The sequence below is a fragment of the Streptomyces sp. NPDC044044 genome, from assembly GCF_056434405.1.
In genome coordinates, this window is record NZ_JBWKFG010000016.1 from 18,035 (window position 1) to 37,155 (window position 19,121).

General features: G+C 70.0%; 17 protein-coding genes. 9 read left to right on the top strand and 8 right to left on the bottom strand.

From position 1 onward, the window contains the following. Positions 1-81: 81 nt before the first annotated feature. Entirely contained in the window at positions 82-1,620 is a 1,539-nt protein-coding gene (locus tag AC07AG_RS41150; protein WP_478762103.1) for an FAD-dependent monooxygenase, read from the top strand. Here the strand turns inward: AC07AG_RS41150 and AC07AG_RS41155 are convergent. The 3 genes from AC07AG_RS41155 to AC07AG_RS41165 form a co-directional block, all read right to left on the bottom strand. Further along, positions 1,575-2,249, bottom strand: coding sequence for a ScbR family autoregulator-binding transcription factor (locus tag AC07AG_RS41155; RefSeq protein WP_478762105.1), 675 nt, complete (start codon positions 2,247-2,249; stop codon positions 1,575-1,577). The genes AC07AG_RS41150 and AC07AG_RS41155 overlap by 46 nt on opposite strands. A 164-nt stretch (positions 2,250-2,413) precedes the next feature. Next, positions 2,414-3,391, bottom strand: coding sequence for a ScbA/BarX family gamma-butyrolactone biosynthesis protein (locus tag AC07AG_RS41160; protein WP_478762107.1), 978 nt, complete (start codon positions 3,389-3,391; stop codon positions 2,414-2,416). Between the two features lie 479 nt (positions 3,392-3,870). Beyond that, entirely contained in the window at positions 3,871-4,506 is a 636-nt protein-coding gene (locus AC07AG_RS41165) for a ScbR family autoregulator-binding transcription factor (RefSeq protein ID WP_478762109.1), read from the bottom strand. Positions 4,507-4,982: 476 nt separating this feature from the next. On the opposite strand from AC07AG_RS41165, the gene AC07AG_RS41170 reads away from it, so the two are divergent. Beyond that, positions 4,983-5,576, top strand: a complete 594-nt coding sequence (locus tag AC07AG_RS41170) for a ScbR family autoregulator-binding transcription factor (protein WP_478762110.1) — start codon at positions 4,983-4,985, stop codon at positions 5,574-5,576. A gap of 301 nt (positions 5,577-5,877) precedes the next feature. Further along, positions 5,878-6,738, top strand: a complete 861-nt coding sequence (locus tag AC07AG_RS41175) for an AfsR/SARP family transcriptional regulator (protein WP_478762185.1) — start codon at positions 5,878-5,880, stop codon at positions 6,736-6,738. A 169-nt stretch (positions 6,739-6,907) separates the two neighbouring features. Here the strand turns inward: AC07AG_RS41175 and AC07AG_RS41180 are convergent, their stop codons facing one another. Together AC07AG_RS41180 and AC07AG_RS41185 are read right to left on the bottom strand one after the other, a co-directional pair. Then, positions 6,908-7,831, bottom strand: coding sequence for an AfsR/SARP family transcriptional regulator (locus AC07AG_RS41180; protein WP_478762111.1), 924 nt, complete (start codon positions 7,829-7,831; stop codon positions 6,908-6,910). Continuing rightward, positions 7,828-8,583 carry a thioesterase II family protein gene (locus AC07AG_RS41185; protein ID WP_478762113.1) on the bottom strand — a complete coding sequence of 252 codons (756 nt, stop codon included), beginning with the start codon at positions 8,581-8,583 and terminating at the stop codon, positions 7,828-7,830. The genes AC07AG_RS41180 and AC07AG_RS41185 overlap by 4 nt, the downstream gene beginning before the upstream one ends. A gap of 310 nt (positions 8,584-8,893) precedes the next feature. Here AC07AG_RS41185 and AC07AG_RS41190 point away from each other — a divergent pair, with 310 nt between their 5' ends. Together AC07AG_RS41190 and AC07AG_RS41195 are read left to right on the top strand one after the other, a co-directional pair. After that, a complete protein-coding gene (locus tag AC07AG_RS41190) occupies positions 8,894-9,715 on the top strand; it encodes an AfsR/SARP family transcriptional regulator (RefSeq protein WP_478762115.1) in 822 nt (273 codons plus the stop codon). A gap of 135 nt (positions 9,716-9,850) precedes the next feature. Beyond that, complete coding sequence (locus AC07AG_RS41195; protein ID WP_478762116.1) at positions 9,851-10,732, top strand: TIGR03621 family F420-dependent LLM class oxidoreductase; 882 nt, start codon at positions 9,851-9,853, stop codon at positions 10,730-10,732. A 28-nt stretch (positions 10,733-10,760) separates the two neighbouring features. Here the strand turns inward: AC07AG_RS41195 and AC07AG_RS41200 are convergent, their stop codons facing one another. Then, positions 10,761-11,804 (bottom strand): aromatase/cyclase, encoded by a 1,044-nt coding sequence (locus tag AC07AG_RS41200; protein WP_478762118.1) that lies wholly within the window; start codon positions 11,802-11,804, stop codon positions 10,761-10,763. A 337-nt stretch (positions 11,805-12,141) separates the two neighbouring features. Here AC07AG_RS41200 and AC07AG_RS41205 point away from each other — a divergent pair, with 337 nt between their 5' ends. The 3 genes from AC07AG_RS41205 (at position 12,142) to AC07AG_RS41215 (ending at position 15,841) form a co-directional block, all read left to right on the top strand. Further along, on the top strand, positions 12,142-14,199 hold the full coding sequence (locus tag AC07AG_RS41205; protein WP_478762120.1) for a condensation domain-containing protein: 2,058 nt from the start codon (positions 12,142-12,144) through the stop codon (positions 14,197-14,199). 82 nt (positions 14,200-14,281) lie between these two features. Further along, positions 14,282-14,611 carry a hypothetical protein gene (locus tag AC07AG_RS41210; protein WP_478762122.1) on the top strand — a complete coding sequence of 110 codons (330 nt, stop codon included), beginning with the start codon at positions 14,282-14,284 and terminating at the stop codon, positions 14,609-14,611. Between the two features lie 384 nt (positions 14,612-14,995). Beyond that, positions 14,996-15,841: an AfsR/SARP family transcriptional regulator gene (locus AC07AG_RS41215; protein ID WP_478762187.1), complete on the top strand. Its 846-nt coding sequence runs from the start codon at positions 14,996-14,998 to the stop codon at positions 15,839-15,841. Here AC07AG_RS41215 and argB read toward each other — a convergent pair. Continuing rightward, positions 15,796-16,794, bottom strand: a complete 999-nt coding sequence (gene argB / locus AC07AG_RS41220) for an acetylglutamate kinase (RefSeq protein WP_478762123.1) — start codon at positions 16,792-16,794, stop codon at positions 15,796-15,798. The two genes, AC07AG_RS41215 and argB, sit on opposite strands and share 46 nt — an antisense overlap. Positions 16,795-16,891: 97 nt before the next feature. Then, positions 16,892-18,235, bottom strand: a complete 1,344-nt coding sequence (locus AC07AG_RS41225; RefSeq protein WP_478762125.1) for a lysine N(6)-hydroxylase/L-ornithine N(5)-oxygenase family protein — start codon at positions 18,233-18,235, stop codon at positions 16,892-16,894. A 203-nt stretch (positions 18,236-18,438) separates the two neighbouring features. Between AC07AG_RS41225 and AC07AG_RS41230 the strand changes: the two genes are divergently transcribed. After that, positions 18,439-19,083, top strand: coding sequence for an FMN-binding negative transcriptional regulator (locus AC07AG_RS41230; RefSeq protein WP_478762126.1), 645 nt, complete (start codon positions 18,439-18,441; stop codon positions 19,081-19,083). Positions 19,084-19,121 lie beyond the last annotated feature (38 nt).

Sequence of the window (19,121 nt, forward strand, 5' to 3'; positions counted from 1 at the left end):
TAAACAACCAGGCAACCGGTATATTTTCGGGTGGCCGGACAGGAACTTCCCTGTGGTCCGGCCGGAGGGGGAGCGACCGCGATGGGGTACGCCCGCACAGATGTGGTGATCGTGGGCGGGGGCCCGGTCGGCCTGCTGCTCGCCGCCGAACTCGCCGGCTACGGCGTGCGCACGGTGGTCGTCGAGGAACGTGCCGAGGTGTCCGAACATCCCAGGGCCACCACGCTGCACGCCCGCACCGCACAGATCCTCGCGCGCAGGGGCCATCTGCGCGCTCCCTCACTGCCGCTGGGCGAAGGGACCGTCAGTACGCCCTTCCACTTCGCCGGTGTGTGGGGCCTGGACCTCACCGCACCCGCGAGCGAGCCGGAGCCGCTGTTCAAACAGCCGCAGGCCGACCTCGAGCGGCTCTTCGAGGCGCGGGCGCTGGCCGCGGGCGCACAGGTGCTGCGCCGCCACCGCGTCACCGGCCTCGACCTGCAGGAGACCGGTGTGACGGTGAGTGCGGAGCACCCCGGCGGGCACACCCGTTTCGAGGCCGCCTACGTCGTCGGGGCCGACGGCGCCCGCAGCACGGTGCGGACCCTTGCCGCCATACCCTCCGACGCGACCTCGCCGACGATGGCGGCCATGGTCGGGGTCGTGCGGTGCGAGGGGGCGCAGGCACCGGAGCCGGGCTGGCATCGCACGCCGCGCGGCTGGGTGGTGGCCAAGCGCACGGCCGATGGCCGGTTGCACCTGCGGGCGGTCGATTGCCTGCGGGCGCATCCGGACCACACGCTGCCGCTCGGAATCGAGGAGTTCCGCCGGGAGATGTCGCGGATCATGGGCCGGGAGATCGCCATGGACGAACCACGCTGGCTGAGCCGCTTCAGCGACTTCTCCCGCCTCGCCCGCACCTACCGCTCGGGGCGGATCCTCCTGGTCGGGGACGCCGCCCATCTGCATTTCCCCATCGGCGCCCAGGGGTTGAGCACGGGTCTGCTCGACGCCCTGAACCTGGGCTGGAAGCTCGCCTTCACCGTCCGGGGCTCAGCCGCCCCGGGCCTGCTCGACTCCTACGACGCCGAGCGAAGGCCCGCGGCCGCGCGTCTCCTGGACCAGATCCGTACGCAGGCGGACTTGATGCGCCCAGGCAGGACACCCGGCTCACTGGAGGAACTGACCGCCGTGCTGGGTGCGGACGACGCCGACGCGGAGCTCGAGCGGATCGGGCTCATGGTCAGTGGCCAGGACACCGTGCTGCCGTCACGGTCGGCTCAACCGTCCGTGTGGGAGGGCCGGTTCCTCACCAACCGCGAACTGAGAACGGACGACGGACCGACCGATGTCATCCGGCTGCTGCGGGACGGGCGCATGCTTGTGCTGCGCTTCGGGTCCCTGGGGTCGGCTCGCGTGTCCGGCGTACCGCATGGACTGCGGCACGCCCTGCGCGAGGTCCACGCGGCGCCGGTGGCCGGCTGGCCCCGCGCCGCGCTGCTCCTGCGGCCCGATGGCCACGTGGCCTGGGCGTCGGACACCGCCGACGACCTCGACATGCCGCTCGCCCGGTGGCTGGCGCCGGCGGGCGGGGCTCAGGCCGAGGCGCCGGCCAGCTCGGCCGTGTCCACGAGCGCCTGAACCTCGGCGTAGATCGCGGCGCCGCGCTCGGGCGAGAGGTCGATCGTGGTGAGCACGGAGGACTGCACGACGTTGGGCATGATGTGGCGCAGCAGCACCGACGTCCGGTGATTGAGATCCGCGTAGTTGCTGACGGCCTGGGACATCGACTGCACGCCGGCGTAGGCGCCCACCACGAGGTCGGCCGTGTCACAGGGCACGACGTGGGGCAGCAACTCACCCTGCTCCTTGGCCACTTCCAGGAGGGTGGTCATCCCCTTGCCCCAGTCCTGGAAGGACGTCCCGCGGTCGAGCTCCGCCGCGTGCTGGTCCATGGCCAGACGGACCCCGGCCCGCACCATCGGGTCCTCCTGCAGCCGGTACGTCTGCAGGAGGACCGTGTCGATGACCTCCTGCGCCTTGCAGGCGCGAGGCGGGACGATTCCCATGTGACGTCCCTGCGCCGCCATCACCCCATAGGCCAGGTCCTCTTTGGACTGGAAGTGGAAGTACAGCGCGCCCTTGGTCACACCAGCGGCGCTGAGGATGTCCGTGATGGTGGCTGCCTGGAAGCCGTGCTCCTCGAATACTGAGGCTGCAGCGACCAGAATCGCCCGTCGTGTGCGGATCGCACGGTCTTGTTTTGGCATGTTTCCACCGCCTCCGAGATCATGGAACCTGGGGAGGCCCATATAAAAAAAACCGTCAAGTTCGTATCTTAGCCCCTCTCGGTGCATGCCGTCAGAGCCCAGGACGTGATCGAGACCGGGCCGAATGTCGGAGTTGTGCGGGGATGGCCGGAGCGCGGAGCGCTCTACAGCCGGACGGCGGTGACGGTGGTACGGAACATCTCCTCGCCGCCCTGCTCGCCGATGACCTGAACCCGGTCGCCCCGGGGGCCGTCGGGCAGTCGTACGGCCTCGATGAAGCACGGCGCGTCGAGCTCGACGTAGCGCAGGTACTCGGAATCGACCTCCACGGGCACCAGGCGGGCGGCGTCGGGGAGGACCGCCGTCGCCGCCTGTCGCGCGGCCTCGGTCAGGAGCATCCCGGGCACATGGTCGACGGGGTGGTCGAAGAGCACGGGATGACGGGTGTCCACCCGCAGTTGCCACCGGTGGTCGGCGCCGATGGGGGAGAGCACCACATCGGTCGGCGACAGGCGGCCCACGCTCTGCGGCGGAACCGGCGCGGTGAGCGGGATCTGCAGATGTCCCTGGTTGCCGCGCAGCCGGCGGTAGGCCCGCGGCGCGATGCACGTGTACGTGATGCGGCCGGTGGCGACGGTCTGTCCGTCTCGGCGGATCACCGCGTCGTAGCGGGCCCCGGTGTGCGTGTCCCGGCGCTCGCGCACGTCGCTGAACGTCACCTCGATGTCGAGGTCCGCCGGGGTGCTGCCGACGTGAAGCTGCTCCGGCCGCACCGACATCGCGAAGGTGTGCATGAGGAACTGGTGGCCGACCGGGACACCGAGCTCCGTGTGCGGCAGAAGGAAACCGACCTGTCGGATCGTCTCCGCGGCCAGCAGCGGGTCGTGGTAGGTCCCCTGGAGGGGCGAGTAGAAGCTGTGGCAGCGGGGCCACTGCGCCGTGACGGCGAACTGCATGTCGTCGAGCCGCCGTTGGCCGGTGAGCAGCACCTCAGCGACGGCCGCACGATGGACGAACTCCTTGGGCACCGTGGTGGTGAGCCGGACCGGCGGACGGTCTGCGGGCCACGGATCCTGCGGCGTCGGGCCGGCGGGTATCCGCTGCAATGGTTTTTCCGCGGGGCTGAACGTGTTCGTGGACATGTAGTTCCCCCAGAGTCGTGACTGGAGAGAGCGCCGAGAGGGGCGCCCCCGCAGATCTCAACATACAGACCACCCGGTTTATTTACTACAGACTTGTGCCGTCTATTGAGTGGCGGGAAATGGAGGTTCCGGTTCCGACCTCTCGGGTCAGAACAGGCGATAAGCGATCACTCAATTTACCGCAGGGTGACCGGAAGATGCCCCTGAGCTCGCTTATTTGCTCGAACTCCCCGCTGGGGACTCCGGGCGGCCCCGGATGCGCCGCGACCGCCTTGGCGCGAGGACCGTATGCCGCACGGGACCTGAGGGAATTCAGTCACGCGAGAATGCCCGGATATGTGTGCGGCGCGCTGTAGTTGCCCGATGGGCGGGCTCGACCAGTGCTCCAGTACGGACGGCGACGATCGCCTGGCCCCGGAGCGCGGGAACCTGACGGCGGCCGGCTCCGCGGCGGTGCGCTGACGCCGGGTCGGCGTCCGTCACGTGGTGCGGGGCCGGGACAGCTCTGTACCGCCGGCCGGATCCAGGGCGGCGAGCACCTCGGGCTTGGCCAGGCACGGCAGGATGAAGTGCCAGAAGCGGGCCAGCGCGCCGGGCGTGAACCAACAGGGATCGGCACCGCCGAGCACCTCGAGGCCGGTGATGGCCGCCGTGATCGAGACGCTGACGTCCTCGGGACGCACATGATCGGCGAGCAGACCCTCCGCCTCGGCCGCGGCCAGCAGCCGGCGGACACAGGCGTGCCACTCCAGGCGCAGGTCCGGGCCCGTGCGCCCCGGCGTGCGGCAGCTGAGATGGAGCCCGGCCCGGGCCACGACATTGCGCCGCAGCTCTTCGGCGAGGGCATGCGAAGCGGCGGTCAGCCGCTGCAGGGCGTTCATGCCCGGGGCCTGGACCGCGCGCACCGCGCCCCGCAGGGCAAGGGCGGCGGCGGTCTCGACGGCGGAGGCCACCGCGGCCTTGTTCGCGAAGTGGAAGTGCAGGGCCCCGGCGCTCACGCCGGCGCTGGAACTGATCTCCGCAAGCTTGGCCTGGACGTATCCGCAGCGTTCGAACGTCTCGGCCGCCGAGCGGATGAGCGCGTCACGGGTGCGTACGGCACGTTGCTGCTTCATGCGGGGATCTCCTCCGGGGACGGCTGCTGCGCGATCCCCCAGTATGAAACCAGCATGCCGGTTTCTTTGCTGCATGTGAAGATTCTGGCCGATTTGTGCTGGACGCTCAGACGGGTATGGCGCTTCCGCGTCTTCTGTGTCGATCACGATTCACGGGGTCCGGCCGACGGGCCGAGTATCGACCGAAAACCGGCTCCACCTTGGGCAAAGGAGATGCGGGTGGTGCCGGTTGCTGCCCCGAGGTCCCCCGACCCCCGGCGGCTACGGTACGTTGCCCCCTGCACCCATCACACCTCCGGCCGTTAAAGACTCGACAAAACCAACCCCCCGTTTTGTTTTGTTGTATGCGACGGAAAGTACGACATGCTCTTTGCAGTGCCTGCCTCGGCCGCGCGTCGCAGGGTGCCCGGCGGCGTCATGAGTCCGCGATGCCGGCCCGGCTGTGTCAGAGGCAGGCCGTGTTGGAGAGGTGAGCGATGGCCAAGCAGGAGCGAGCGGTCCGGACCCGCGAGTCTTTGATCCAGTGCGCCGCAGAGGTGTTCGCGCGCGAGGGGTACGTGTCGGCCTCGCTCTCCCACATCAGCCGGCGGGCCGGGGTCAGTAACGGTGCGCTCCACTTCCACTTCGAGGCGAAGCGGGAGCTGGCCCGCGCGGTGGAGGACGAGGCGGCGCGCAGGGTGCGGGCGATCACCGGGGATGTTCCGGCGGCCGGCGGCGTTCGGGGGGACGCGTTGGAGGGGCTGATCGACGCGACGCACGGCCTGATGGTCGGCCTCGCGGAGGATGTCGTCGTACGGGCGGGCTTCGAGCTCGGGGGCGAGCCCGCGCTGGGGGCGAAGGCGGGCGTGCGGCGCTACTGGCAGTCGTGGGTCGAGGACATGCTCGTGCGCGCGGAGCGCGAGGGCCGCCTCGCGGAAGGCATGACGCCCGCAGGGGTGGCCCCCTCCATCGTCGCGGTCACCGTGGGTTTCGAAGTGCTGGGCGGCACGGACAGCGGATGGCTGACGGGGCAGCACATCGACGCGTTCTGGGAGCTGGTCCTGCCGCGATTGACCGGCGAAGCGGTCTGAAAGCCTCCGATCAAACAGACTCTGTTGGCTGTTTCTGGGCGCTGCAGGCGCTATTGACCCCCTTGAGGACTGCCGGACGGCAGCCGTGGACTCACTACGCAAACCCTCTCGTACGTCTGTGACGAGGGGGTTTGCGCCGTTCGTGGCTCAGTCCATCAAGGCTGTAGGTGCGCTCAAGGAACAGGGGGGAGGTTATGAAAACAGCGCGACCGGTCTGGTATTGACAAACCGGGTTGCTGGTTTTTTACTGGTGGCACCGGACAGCCCGGGATACAGGCCACACACGAACTGGGGAGACGGCGTGGATATCGATGTTCTGGGTCCGTTGGGTGTGAAGGTGGACGGGTTTGCTGTGATGCCTACAGCTCCGAAGCCGCGGAAGGTCCTGGCGTTGCTGGCTCTGCACGTGGACCGGGTGGTGCCGGTCGCGGTGCTGGTGGAGGAACTGTGGGGGGAGCGTCCGCCGCGGTCGGCGCGGACGACGTTGCAGACGTACATCCTGCAGCTGCGTGAGTTGATCGGTGCGGCTCTCGAACGCGGCGGTCATGCGTCGTCGGCGGACGGTGGTGCGCCGCTGTCGGCGAAGGACGTGCTCGTGACGGCTCCCGGGGGCTATCTGCTGCGGGGCGGCGGTGGTGCCAGTGACGTGCGTGAGTTCGAGCGTCTCGCGGGCCTGGGCTATCGGGCGATGGACGCGGAGGACTTCGCGGGTGCTGCCCGGTATCTGCGGGAGGGCCTTGCCCTGTGGGGTGGGCCGGCGCTGGCGGATGTGACGGCGGGTACGCAGCTGGAGATGGAGGTCCGGCGGCTGGAGGAGACCCGGCTGTGTGCGCTCTATCAGCGGATCGAGGCGGATCTGCGCCTGGGCCGGCACCGTGAACTCCTGGGTGAGCTGACGGTGTTGGTGAGCCGGTACCGCACGCACGAGAACCTGCACGGCCAGTTCATGCTGGCCCTCTACCGCTCGGGCCGCCGCGGCGAGGCGTTGAGCGTGTATCAGCGGCTGCGTCAGGTACTGGTCGGCGAGCAGGGGCTTGAGCCCTCCACCGAACTCCGCCGCCTGCAGGGGGCCATCCTGAAGTCCTCCGAGCCCGCCCCTCACACCGCACGGCCCGAGGCCGTCAGCAGTGGTGCACGGGATCGTCTCGTCCGAGCCGGATAGTGGCCGCGTTCCGCGGCCGCTCCCTTCAACGCGGCCGCTCCCTTCGAGCAGTAACCGCCCCGCCCGTTCCCGAACGGCCTGACGCAGGCTTCGGGTGGGTGGGGCGCCTTGCTGCGCGGCTACGGGCGCGCCATGCGTGCAGCCCGCGGCAGGGCCAGGCGCCGCCCGGTTACCGGCTCGCCCGCTCTCCCTGAACTCTTCGCAGCAAGTCCTCCTGGTCCAGCACCAGTTGCTCGACCCGCGCCCGCAGCCGCGCCACCTCCGCCGACAGGTCCGCCGTCCGGGGCCGCGACCCCGCCAGCGCGGGGGAGTGATTGAGGATCGCCTCCATGCGGGCACGCAGGGGCGGGCCCGGTTCTATGCCGAGGGTGGTGACCAGATTGCGGCGCGCCCGTTCGTAGACGCTGAGTGCCTCCGCCTGCCGGCCGCCCCGGTACAGGGCGACCATCAGCAGATCGTAGAAGCGCTCACGCAGGGGATGGTCGGCCGTCAGACGCTCCAGGTCCGAGGTGATCCCCGTATATCTGCCGCACCCCAGGCTCGCCTCGTACAGGGCCTCCAGGGTGGTGAGGCGCTGCTCCTCCAGACGGTCCGCCTCGGCCGAGCAGAGGGGCCCGTGGCGGCTGTCCTGCAGGGCCGGGCCCTGCCACAACGCCAGGGCCCGGCCCAGGAGTTCGGTCGCGTAGCGGGGATCGTCCGGGACCGCGGCCCTGCCCTGCCCGGACAGCCGGGTGAAGCGGGCCACGTCGGTCGAGGCCTGGCCCAGCCTCAGCAGGTATCCGGCGGGCAGCGTCCTGATCCATTCATGGCCTGGAAACGGCAGCAGCCTGCGCAGCCTGGCGACATGGGCCTGAAGGGCATTGGGCGCGTTGGACGGGGGCCGGTCGCCCCACAGCTCCTCCACCAGCCGGTCCACGGGCATGAGTTCGCCCGCGTGGATGACCAGGGTGGCGAGCAGAGCCCGCTGCTTGGGCCCGGAGGGCACGATGCCCGCCCCGCCCACCCCGTCATGCACGGCCAGCGGTCCCAGCAGCCGGAACTCGGTCGCCCCGCCGCGCACCGGCGCCGGTGCGGCGAGGTCGAGCACGGTCATCGCGACACCGTGGACGGCTCCCGGGCCAGGAGCAGGGCGCGGTGCACGTCGTCCTGGATCCGCCCGGCGACCTCCGGGAGCCGGTCCCGGAAGTAGAAGTGGTCGCCGTCGAACAGACGCGTGCCCATGAAGTGCGCGGAGGTGGTGCGCCAGTCCTCCAGGCTGGGCGGTGGCGCCACCTCGTCCCGGGTGCCGCCGTAGACGGAGAGCGGAACCGGCAGCGGCGCGGTCAGTGGCTTCGTGCGCCAGGTCTCGCTGATGCGCAGGTCCGCGCGGATGACCGGCGCGAACAGCTCCCACAGCTCCTCGTGGGCGAGGACCGAGGACGAGGTGCCGCCCATTTCGGCGAGTTCCCGGCGCAGTTCCGCGTCGGACAGCAGATGCCGGCCCTTACCGTTGCCGTCGGGGCGCAACGCATCGTGCGCGGACACACCGAGCCAGACCGGCGGTGTGCGGCCCGCCTCGACGAGCCGGCGGGTCAGTTCGTACGCGATCAGTCCGCCCATGCTGTGCCCGAAGAACGCGAAGCGGCCGACGAGCCGGGGGCCGAGCTCGTGCAGGAAGTGCTCGACCAGCGCCCCCGCGTCGTTCAGCGGGATACGCCGGTCGCTCGGGCCGCGGCCCGGCGCGTCGGGGGTCTGCACCTCCCAGTCGGCCGGGAAGCAGGGTGGCCAGTCGCGGTACATCAGATGCGAACCACCGGAGTGGTGGAACACGAACAGGCGCAGCTCCGGCTCTTTCGCCTTCTGCATGGCGACTCCATCGACGAGGCACTCCGGCGTCCGGCCCGATGACCAGGATCCCGGGCACGGGGACAGGGAGTTCGGACGATAGTCGCCTCCCGGCTGCGCGGGCCTGGGCGCGAGTGGGCTTCGAACCGCGCTGCACACACTCTCAAGGCGCGCCGTACACCCTCCCGCCCGCCGCCTGTACAGCGCTGCTTGAGGGCGGGTCCAGCAATGTGGGGGACGGCCGAAACCAGGTCTAGCGTGCCAGGGACCAAGACCGCCACTCGATGGGTCAACGGCACGGCCGTCACTCGATGGCGTACGGGAGGAAACCGTGAAGATTCAGGTTTTGGGGCCACTGAGCGCCGACGTCAACGGTGTCTCGATCGTGCCCACCGCGAGCAAGCCACGTCAGCTCCTAGCCCTCTTCGCGTTCTACCCGAGCCGCATCATTCCGGTGGCCACGCTCATGGAGGAGCTGTGGGGCACCGAGATGCCGCAGAGCGCCCTGACCACGCTGCAGACGTACGTCCTTCAGCTCCGGCGCCGACTCGGAACCGCCATGGGGCCCGACTCTCCCGGCAACGCCAAGGAGATCCTCGCCACCCGGCACGGCGGATACGTCCTGCAGATCCCGGCCGACTCCGTCGACCTGCACCGCTACGAGCAGCTCGTCGCGGACGGCCGGCGGGCCTTCGAGGAGGGCGAGGACGTTCAGGCCTCCACGCTGCTCAGAGGTGCCCTCGACATGTGGAACGGGGCGGCCCTGGTCGACGTACGAGCGGGCTCGATCCTCTCCATAGAGATCATGCGGCTCAACGAGTCCCGCCTGGTCACCGTCGAACGGCGCATCGACGCCGACCTGCGCCTGGGCCGGCACAGCGAACTCATCGCCGAGCTGACCGACCTGATCGCGCGGCACCCGCAGCACGAGGGGCTGCACTCGCAGGCGATGGTCGCCCTGTACCGCTCCGGACGGCAGGCGACGGCACTGGACGTGTACCGCAGGCTGCGCGCGCGGCTCATCGACGAGCTCGGCGTGGAGCCTTCGCCGCAACTCCAGCGTGTGCACCAGATGATGCTCACCGTCGACCCCGAGCTCGACGTGGTGGCGGGTGCGCGGCGCACCTCGACCTTCGACCGCTACGCCGCCTGACATCCCGGCGGCCAAGCCTCTGCCCGCCCAAGATGGCGCCGGCCAGGGCCCGTTGACGCGTGCGGCCGCGGGGTAGAGTCGCCGCGGCGGCACGGCCGTCGCGTGTCTTTCGGCAGGCAGGCAGGGGGGAAGGGCATGACCAGGCCGTTTCGATTCGGCGTGAACATGATGAAGCTGGCGGGTGGCGCGGAGTGGCGGGACAAGTGCCGCCGGGCCGAGCGACTCGGTTACGACGTCATCCTGGTCCCCGACCATCTGGGAATGGCCGCGCCCTTCCCGGCGATGGTCGCGGCGGCGGCCGTCACCGAGCGGCCCCGGATCGGCACCTTCGTCCTGAACGCCGGTTTCTGGAATCCGGCGCTCCTTGCGCGCGAGGTGGCCACCACCGACGAGCTCACCGGCGGCCGCGTGGAACTCGGCCTGGGCGCCGGCTACGCGGAGGCGGAACACAAGCGGGCGCGGCTGGAGTTCCCCTCGCCCGGCGGCCGGGTCCGTGTACTGCGGCACACGGTGGATGAACTGGAGCGGCTGCTGACCGATCCGGCGCATACGCCGCAGGCGCGGCAAGGCCCACGGCCGCCGCTGCTGATCGGCGGCAACGGCGACCGGCTGCTGCGTCTGATGGCCGAGCACGCCGACATCGCGGCGTTCACCGCGACCGCCGGTTACGAGAACGGAATCCTGCGGGCCCTGACGCCCGGTCAGCTCGACGAGCGTGTGGCCGCCTACGAAGGGTTCGCTGCCCACCGGGCCGTGCCCGCCGAGCGCAACCTCCTTGTGCACTTCGTGGAGGTCACCGACGACCGGCACGCGACGGCCCGCCGGCTGCCCAAGATTCACCCCGAGGTGTCGCAGGAGGACCGCCTGACCCTGCCGGTGATGCTCTTCGGCACCGTCAAGCAGATCGCCGAGCAGCTGCGCGAGCAGCGGGAGCGGTTCGGCATCTCCTACATCGTGGTCCTGGACGGCGTGATGGACGTCTTCGCCCCGGTGATCGAGGAACTCGCCGGCACCTGAGCCAATCAGGCCCGCGCCTGCTTTCCGGCTACGGCAGCGAGGCCGCGGGCGCCACGGCCCGCCGCGGCAGTGTCACCACCCCCGACTCCGCGTGCTCCTTGGCCAGTTGGAGGGTCGCGAGCGACGTACGCCCGATGGCCTGCCGCACCCGGTGGCGGGCCAGCTCCATCGCGGACGGCGCGCGGGATGCCGGCCCCGTGGACGACTGCTCCGATGCGGCAAGAGCCCTCACCGCGGTCTCGTCGAGCAGCACCGAGTGCTGGACGCTCACGCGCACCCCGAACTCGTCGGGCAGCACCGACCACTCCCCGGTGTGCGCGGCCACCGGCGCGGACGGAGCGGTCTGCGTGAAGACGATCCGCCCCGCGTGCGGGAAACACAGCCGGACCGAACCCGCCGTGCGCACCGCTCCTGCGGGCAGCAGGACGTCGTAGTCCAGGATCTGTACCCCGGGAGAGGGCTCGGTGAGCTGGAGGCGCGGCATGTGCGGCAGGAGGCCGGGCCAGTCCGCGGCCCGGTACAGGAAGTCGTAGAGCAGCTCCCCGGGCCCGTTCACCCGTACCGAATCCTCGAAGGACAGCACCAGGTCGTCGACGCCGGCCCGGCTCTCGGCGACCCGGCGCAGGCTCTCCAGCTCCGCCCTGGCGTTGTCCCCGGTGGCCAGGCCCTCCGCGGCCGCGTCGTCGTCCCGGTCGCCCACGACGGTGAACGCGTGCCGCACCGTCACCACACTGCCCCCGCCCACGCGGTCCTCGACGGTCCATTCGCCGCTCATCGACGCGATAGGCGCCGCGTGCCCCAGCTGTACGAACTCGATACGCCGCTCGTGCGGATGCCGCACCCGCGTCTGGATCGAGGACCTGATCCGGCCGCCCACGCTCTCCCATACGCGCAGGCGCTCGCGGACCCCGTCGAAGTCGAGGCGCTCGACGTGCAGGGTGTGCGGGCTGTACAGCGTCCTGCGCGCGGTGTCCGAGAGCAGGGCGAAGACCGCTCCGGGCGGCGCGGCCACCTCGACCGAGTGCCGCAGGCGGTGCACACGCTCACCGGACATCTCGGATGTCTCAGACATCGCAGTCTCCTTGGGCAATCGAGGACGGATCGGCTGGGCTGGTCTCCACCGTCGGTGGGAGTGGTCGAGGAGTATTCGAAGGTCGCTTGAATCCGGCTTCAGAGACGGTCCGTACCGAGTGTGGATTTCCTGGAGCGGCCCGGGGCCCCCCGGGCCTCCGGCACCACCCCGCACCGCCGCAAGGCACCGGCCGCAGAGCGCCCTTCGCCCGGACGTGCGGGCAGGTCGAGCCGTATGTCAGGACCGTGTCAGTGGTTTGTCGCTGGCCCCTGCATGCTTGGACAGCGCCTCTTGAGGAGGGGGGAGGGGGCTTCGTCGGCGCGTGCCCCGACTGCCGATGACCACTAGCCGCTTCGCACGTCTGCCGCAGGGTGAGCCGATCACCGTCGTCGTGGAGCTCGGCCACAGTGCGCTGCCCGTACTCGAACTGCACGGGCCGATCGAGAGCACCCACATCGAGGCCGCGCTCGACAGCATCGCCACCTGCTATCCGGACGCACCCGCCTGGACCGCCGACCTGGAGAGCCGGGGTCCCGGTCAGCACACCCTGCGCTTCACCGACGGCGCGGACGACGAGCAGTGCGCATTCCCCCTGGGCGCCTTCGCCGACCTGCTCACCCACGCAGGCCGCGGCTCCTTCATGAGCCGCTGCCTGCCCGCGACGCCGCTGCAGCGCGACCTCCTGGCGGACGCCGACACCCACCCCGATCCGGGCCGCCAGGTCGAACAGGCGGCCTGGGACTGGCACGGGCCCCTCGACGTGGCGCGGTTCACGGCCGCCTGGAACTCGGTGTTCGCCAACGAGTCCGTGCTGCGCACCACGTTCGACGACCAGCCGGAGCCCGGCCTGGTCGTGCACGACCAGGCCGAACCGGAGGTCGTACGGTTGCCGTGCGGCACCGCCGAGTGGCACTCCCTCGTCGAGGCCGACCGGCGCCGCGGCATCGACCCGCGCCGCCCGGCCCCGCTGCGCATCACCCTGCTCGGCGGCGGGCAGGCGAGCTCCGCTCCCTCGACGCCCGCCCGTGTGCTGCTCACCTACCACCACGCGCTGCTCGACAGCTGGTCCGTCCGGCTCCTGGTCCGCGAGTTCTACCGTGCCTATCTCGCCGACGGGGCACTGCCCGGCGGGGAGCGAAGGCCCGACATGACCGACTACGTGACCTGGCTCGCGGCGCAGGACACCGCGGCCGCCCAGGACTTCTTCACCAGCGCCGACACCGGTGACGCTGCACCCGTACCGCCGCTCTTCACCGACACCGGCAGCCGCGCCGAGGGCCGCTCGAGGCTCCGCCTGACCAAGGAGGAGACCACGGCGCTCGCCAACTGGGCCGCCACCTGGGGCGGCGGCGAGTCCATCGCCCTGCAGGCCGTGTGGGCGCTGCTGCTGTACCGCGCCGGGCGGGCCGTGGGGCCCGCACAGGTGCGCTACGCCACCACGGCCGCCGGCCGGAGCGTCCTCTTCGAGGGGGTGGAGCGCACCCCCGGCGCCCTGGCCGGGCCGCTGCCGCAGTGCGTGCTCGTCGACCCCGATGCCACGGTGCCCCAGCTGATCGCCGACCTGCGCGACCGCTGCCTCAACCAGGCGGCGTACGAATGGGTTTCGGCGAGCCAGATCCACGCCTGGACCGGCGGCCCGCGCCCGCCCGCCGACACCCTGCTCACCTTCGAGGCACCGCCGCGTGTCATGCCCGAGCTGGAGGCCGACCTCGCCGCGGCCGGTGTTCAGGTGGAGCCGCCGCAGACCCTGGGCGCCCGCACCGCCTTCCCCGTCACACTGATCGCCCACCACGACAGGAGCGGCTGCCTGGTCCTCACCGCCTCCTACGACCAGATGCGGCTTCAGGAGATCACCGAACTCCTCGCCCATGCCGCGCTGTTGCTGCGCGAACTGCCGCGCGGATCCGGGCAGCACACCACCCTCGGCCAGGTCCTCGCCCTGCTGACCCACATGGGCGAGGGCGCCGTCGGTCCGGTGCAGGCCGAACCCGCGCAGAGCGGCCCCCTGCCGGCCGTGCTGCGCCAACCGGCCCACGCGGACGCGGGCGCCGTCGGCCTGCTGCAGGCACCGGGCATCTCCCGCGCCTTCTACGACCAGCTCGCCCACGCCTACCCGGGGCCCGAGGGACTGCTCCTGCTCGCTTCCGTCCCGGCGGGTGGCACCCGGGCCGATGCGGCCGCACACGCCGTGTACGACGCGCTCGGCTCCCGCATCCCGTCCCGCGGCGGCCTTGCCTTCGCCGGATTCTCCGGTGACGGCGCCGCCGCCTGTGCCATCGCCCGCCTCGCGGCGGCGGACGGCCACCGGCCGCTCGCCGTCGTCCTCGACGCGACCGGCACCGGACCGGACGACCTGGCCCACAGGCTCGCGTCGGCCGTCGCACGCAGGCACTGAACCGACGTACGAGCAGGACACCACCACGAGCACGTAGACACGTCACGTCACGTTCGAGCAGCGAGACGCCGAGGAGGCAGCCATGCCGAACTGCGAACCGAAGCCGGAACCGCAGTACCAGCACAGGGACGAAATCGCCTCCCGTGCCTGGGCCGAGGCGCTCGCGATGGCGTGCGGGGACGCGGACCACGCCCACCGGCCGCCGGGCGAACTGCTGGCCGCTTCGCTGAAGGTGCACCGGGCGCTGTCACGCGGGCTCGGCCGGAGCGTGCCGCTCACGGCCCTCGGCCCCGACGGCGGTGTGCTGGGGCTTGCCGCCTTCGTCGCGGTGTACGCCGCGCAGTCGAACACCGCTGCACCTGAACTCGAAGTTCCGCACGACGTACGGGACGTGGGGCAGCTGCACGCCTAGCGTCGACCGTGCACATCCACCTCCCGTCCGCGCCCGCCTGACGTCCTCCCCGACCAGGCGGGCGCGTTGACGTGTCCTCTTCCTGTCTCTCCTTGGACTACAGACCTTGATGCCGGTTTTTGGCGGCGTTGGAGTGGGTCGATCTTTCGGTGCGGCCTGCACGGGGGTGCGAGTGACGTCGGTGCGCGATAAACGGGGTACTCGGTCTGGTGGTTGTCGAATGAAGTCCGCCTGAGTTGTGGTGATTTGAGGGTCTATACACCCTCGCTAAGGGCTCCTGAATCTCTCTAGGAGCGCTTGAGGTCGGCGTGGCAGTCTTTCAAAACAGGGAGTCTGGTTTGGTTCTCGCGGCCTGACGAACAGGGGATTGGCGTGATGAGCGTGATGGATATTGAAGTTCTGGGTCCGTTGGGTGTGCGGGTGGGCGGGGCTGCTGTGATGCCTACGGCGCCCAAGCCCCGGAAGGTGCTGGCGCTGCTGGCGTTGCATGTGGATCGTGTGGTGCCGGTGGGGTTGCTGGTCGAGGAGTTGTGGGGGGAGCGTCCGCCGCGGTCGGCGCGGACGACGTTGCAGACGTACATCCTGCAGTTGCGTGAGTTGATCGGTGCGGCGCTGGAGCAGGGCGGGAGTGTGTCGGCGAAGGACGTGCTGGCGACGGCTCCGGGCGGGTATGTGCTGCGGGGTGGTGGCGGCAAGAGTGACGTGGTGGAGTTCGAGCGGCTCGCGGGGATGGGCTATCGGGCGATGGACGGCGAGGACTTCGCGGGGGCGGCCCGGTTGCTGGGTGAGGCCCTGGCGCTGTGGAGTGGTTCGGCGCTGGCGGACGTGCGGGCGGGTGTGCAGTTGGAGGTGGAGGTGCGCCGGCTGGAGGAGACGCGGTTGTGTGCGTTGAATCAGCGCATCGAGGCGGACCTGCGGCTTGGCCGCCACCGTGAGCTGCTGGGTGAGCTGACGGTGTTGGTGAGCCGGCATCGCACGCATGAGAACCTGCACGGCCAGTTCATGCTGGCCCTCTACCGCTCGGGCCGTCGCGGTGAGGCGCTGAGTGTGTATCAGCGGCTGCGTCAGGCACTCGTACGCGACCTGGGACTCGAGCCCTCACCGGAGCTGAGCCGCCTGCAGCAGGCAATCCTGAAGACCTCCACACCCACGCTCCAGGTCCCGGCCCTCCACAACACGGCTCCCTACGTCTCGACCGCCGCGAACGCGCGGCTGGTCTCCGCTGCCTGACATGGCTCAACTCCCCTGAAAGACAAGGATGTTGACTCCCTCTCATCCGGGTCCGGCACGATCACCGTGCCGACTCCCTCGTCGGTGAACATCTCCAGGAGGACCGAGTGCGGGATCCGTCCGTCGATCACCCGGGCCGCGCCCACGCCGCTCCGCACGGCGTGCAGGCATCCGGTCATCTTGGGCACCATGCCGTCGCTCAGCTCCGGCAGCAGCTTCTCCAGCTCGCCGGCCGTGAGCCGGGGGATGACCTCCTGGCTGTGCGGCCAGCCCGCGTACAGGCCCGCGACGTCCGTCATCATGACGAGCGTCTCGGCGCGCAGCGCCGTCGCGAGCGCCGCCGCCACGGTGTCGGCGTTGACGTTGTGGACCAGGCCGTCCTCGGCGCTGCGGGCCAGCGGCGAGACCACCGGGATCCGGCCGTCCGCGAGGAGACTGTCCAAGGCACCGGTGCTGACGCCGGTGATCTCACCGACCCGGCCGATGTCCACCGGCTCCCCGTCGATCCACGGCACGCACCGCCTCGCGGTGAGGGTGTTGGCGTCCTCACCGGTCATGCCGACGGCGAGCGGGCTGTAGCGGTTGATGAGTCCGACCAGTTCGCGCTGCACCTGGCCGGCGAGGACCATGCGCACCACGTCCATCGCCTCCGGAGAGGTGACGCGCAGCCCGCCCCTGAACTCGCGCTCCAGACCGCGCCGCGCGAGCTCGGCGTCTATCTGAGGGCCTCCTCCGTGCACGACCACGGGCCGCAGCCCGGCCTGGCGCAGGAGAACGATGTCCCGGGCGAACGCCGCCGTCAGGTCATCGTCGACCATGGCGTGCCCGCCCAGCTTGACGACGACCGTCCGGCCCTGGTGGCGGTCCGGCCACGGCAGGGCTTCGTCGACGGCCTCGGCCCTGGCGAGGGCCGCGAGCACGTTGTCAGGCACCGGGGGCACGTCGTCCGTCATGAGAACCTCGCACGACGGTGGACCAAGCCGCCGACCGGGCAGTTGGCGCTCATAGTCACGACTCCTTCTGTGGAGGGGGCGGTGAGCGGGAAAGCCCTCAGTGGGCGACTCCCGCGGAGGAGGCACGGTCCAGCTCCCGTTCGGCGCGACGCATCATGATGGAGTCGGCGATTTCGCCGCCGCGTATGGCGATGTTCGACAGCAGGGCGGACGTCAGGCCGTGGGTGTGCTCGGTGCCGCCCTGGAGATAGACGCCGCAGTTGAGTTCCGATGCGGAGACGAGGCGGTAGTCGCGTTCCACCTGGTGTTTTCCGGTCGTGTCGCGCTGGAAGTGCTGGTCGAAGTCGCCCAGGAGGTGGGCGGGGTCGAGGCTGTCGTAGCCGGTGGCGAAGACCAGGGCGTCGAGGGTCAGTTCCTCCGTCGAGTCGTCGAGGACTGAGCGCAGGACCACCTGTGTCCCGTCGGCGGCGTTCTTGACTTTGGCGACTCGGGTGAGGTTGCGGAAGTGCAGGCGCTGGTGGCCTTGGACCTGTTCGTCGTAGGAGCGCTGGTGCAGGGCCCGGATGACGTCGGAGTCGACGACCCCGTAGTTGGTGTTGCGGTGGTAGCGCCAGAACGCGTCCTTCGCCTGCTGGGAGCCGAAGTAGTAGTCGTCGACCGCGTCGGGGTCGAAGATCTGGTTGGCGAAGGGTGTGTCGTCGGCGATGGAGTAGCCGTAGGAGGGGATGACCGCGGAGACGTGGGCGTGCGGCAGCGAATCGTAGAAGAACCGGGTGATCTCGGCGGCGCTCTGGCCGGCGCCCACCACGGCCACGTTCTTGAGGTCCTGCGGGGAGCGTGCGTTGAACTTGCTCAGGAACTCCGAGCTGTGCCATACCCGTTCGTCGGAGGTGACGCCTTCCGGCAGGCGCGGCACCAGGCCTGTGGAGATGACCACGTTGCGTGTGGTGACCGTGCGGGTGGTGCCGTCGCTGCCGCGGACCTCGATCTCCAGGAGGTCGGGTACCTGGGCATCGGACCGGTCGGTGACGGGCCGGATCGAGGTGACCTCGGTGCCGTAGCTGACCCGGTCGCTGAGGCCGGAGGCCGCCCATTCCAGGTACTGGTGGAATTCCTGCCGGGTCGGGAAGAAGTCCTGGTTGTTCACGAACTGCACCAGCCGGTTCGAGGCGTGCAGATACGAGACGAAGCTGAACCGGGACATCGGGTCCCGGTAGGTGGCCAGGTCCTTGAGGAACGAGATCTGCATGGTCGTCGACGGCAGCAGCATGTTCCGGTGCCAGCCGAACGTGGGCTGCCGCTCGAAGAAGTGGGACCTGACCGGATTCTGCGGATCGCTCGCCCCGTGCTCCTCCAAGGCGATCGCGAGTGACAGGTTGGACGGGCCGAACCCGATACCGACCACGTCGTAGATCTCTTCGCTGCTACCCGTTATACCCATTGAAGTTTCTCCCGCTTGCGTCTGGAAAACTCGGCTGTTGTTCCGAGAGACCGTTCTGCAGTGTTGCTCCGGATTCTGTCCAAGACCGCTTAAAGACAGCTCGAATACGGCATGAAGACCGTTCGAGAGCTTCTCGAGGTGCTGTCCAGGGAGGCGGAAGTATGCTCGGCGCGGATTTTCCGACTGCCGAAAGGTGATTCAGGATGTTCGTGCCGAGCTTCTATCGAGAATCGGACAGTTCGTGGATGGTGGACCTGATCCGAGGTAATCCCCTGGCGCTCGCGGTGGCCAACGGATGCCCCAAGAACGGCCCCTTCGCCACACACCTGCCGGTCATCTTCGACCCCGAGACATCCGCCGACTGGACCGGCGAGCTGCCCGGCGCCACGCTGCTCGGGCACATGAACCGGGCGAACCCGCACTGGGCGGCCCTCGAGACGGGCAGTGTGCTGCTGCTGACGTTCACCGGCCCGCATTCCTATGTGTCGCCCACGGTGTACGAGGTGACTCCGGCCGCACCGACCTGGAACTTCACGGCGGTGCATGTCCGGGGCGTGGTGGAGAAGATAGACGAGCTGGAGGAGACGCTGGAGGTGGTGCAGTCCACGGTGCGCGCCTTCGAGGGTTCCTTCGGCGACGGCTGGGACATGAGCGAATCCCTCGGCTACTTCCGCAAGATCGCGCCCGCCGTGGGGGCCTTCCGGCTCAAGGTGACCGGCGCCGAGGGCATGTTCAAGCTCAGCCAGGAGCAGCCGGGCGAGGTGCGCGACCGGGTGCGCAAGTCCTTCGGGGAGAGCGCGTGCACGTACAAGCGTGAGACGGCGGGTCTGATGAGCCGGCTGCCGTGACGTGCCGGCGGTTCGGCTCCGCGGGGAAGGGCGCACAT

Bases quoted from the DNA above. Each gene is read 5' to 3' on its own strand.
- AC07AG_RS41150 (WP_478762103.1), top strand. From the start codon at position 82: ATGGGGTACGCCCGCACAGATGTGGTGATCGTGGGCGGGGGCCCGGTC.
- AC07AG_RS41155 (WP_478762105.1), bottom strand. From the start codon at position 2,249: ATGCCAAAACAAGACCGTGCGATCCGCACACGACGGGCGATTCTGGTC.
- AC07AG_RS41160 (WP_478762107.1), bottom strand. From the start codon at position 3,391: ATGTCCACGAACACGTTCAGCCCCGCGGAAAAACCATTGCAGCGGATA.
- AC07AG_RS41165 (WP_478762109.1), bottom strand. From the start codon at position 4,506: ATGAAGCAGCAACGTGCCGTACGCACCCGTGACGCGCTCATCCGCTCG.
- AC07AG_RS41170 (WP_478762110.1), top strand. From the start codon at position 4,983: ATGGCCAAGCAGGAGCGAGCGGTCCGGACCCGCGAGTCTTTGATCCAG.
- AC07AG_RS41180 (WP_478762111.1), bottom strand. From the start codon at position 7,831: ATGACCGTGCTCGACCTCGCCGCACCGGCGCCGGTGCGCGGCGGGGCG.
- AC07AG_RS41185 (WP_478762113.1), bottom strand. From the start codon at position 8,583: ATGCAGAAGGCGAAAGAGCCGGAGCTGCGCCTGTTCGTGTTCCACCAC.
- AC07AG_RS41195 (WP_478762116.1), top strand. From the start codon at position 9,851: ATGACCAGGCCGTTTCGATTCGGCGTGAACATGATGAAGCTGGCGGGT.
- AC07AG_RS41200 (WP_478762118.1), bottom strand. From the start codon at position 11,804: ATGTCTGAGACATCCGAGATGTCCGGTGAGCGTGTGCACCGCCTGCGG.
- AC07AG_RS41205 (WP_478762120.1), top strand. From the start codon at position 12,142: ATGACCACTAGCCGCTTCGCACGTCTGCCGCAGGGTGAGCCGATCACC.
- AC07AG_RS41210 (WP_478762122.1), top strand. From the start codon at position 14,282: ATGCCGAACTGCGAACCGAAGCCGGAACCGCAGTACCAGCACAGGGAC.
- AC07AG_RS41215 (WP_478762187.1), top strand. From the start codon at position 14,996: ATGGATATTGAAGTTCTGGGTCCGTTGGGTGTGCGGGTGGGCGGGGCT.
- argB (WP_478762123.1), bottom strand. From the start codon at position 16,794: ATGACGGACGACGTGCCCCCGGTGCCTGACAACGTGCTCGCGGCCCTC.
- AC07AG_RS41225 (WP_478762125.1), bottom strand. From the start codon at position 18,235: ATGGGTATAACGGGTAGCAGCGAAGAGATCTACGACGTGGTCGGTATC.
- AC07AG_RS41230 (WP_478762126.1), top strand. From the start codon at position 18,439: ATGTTCGTGCCGAGCTTCTATCGAGAATCGGACAGTTCGTGGATGGTG.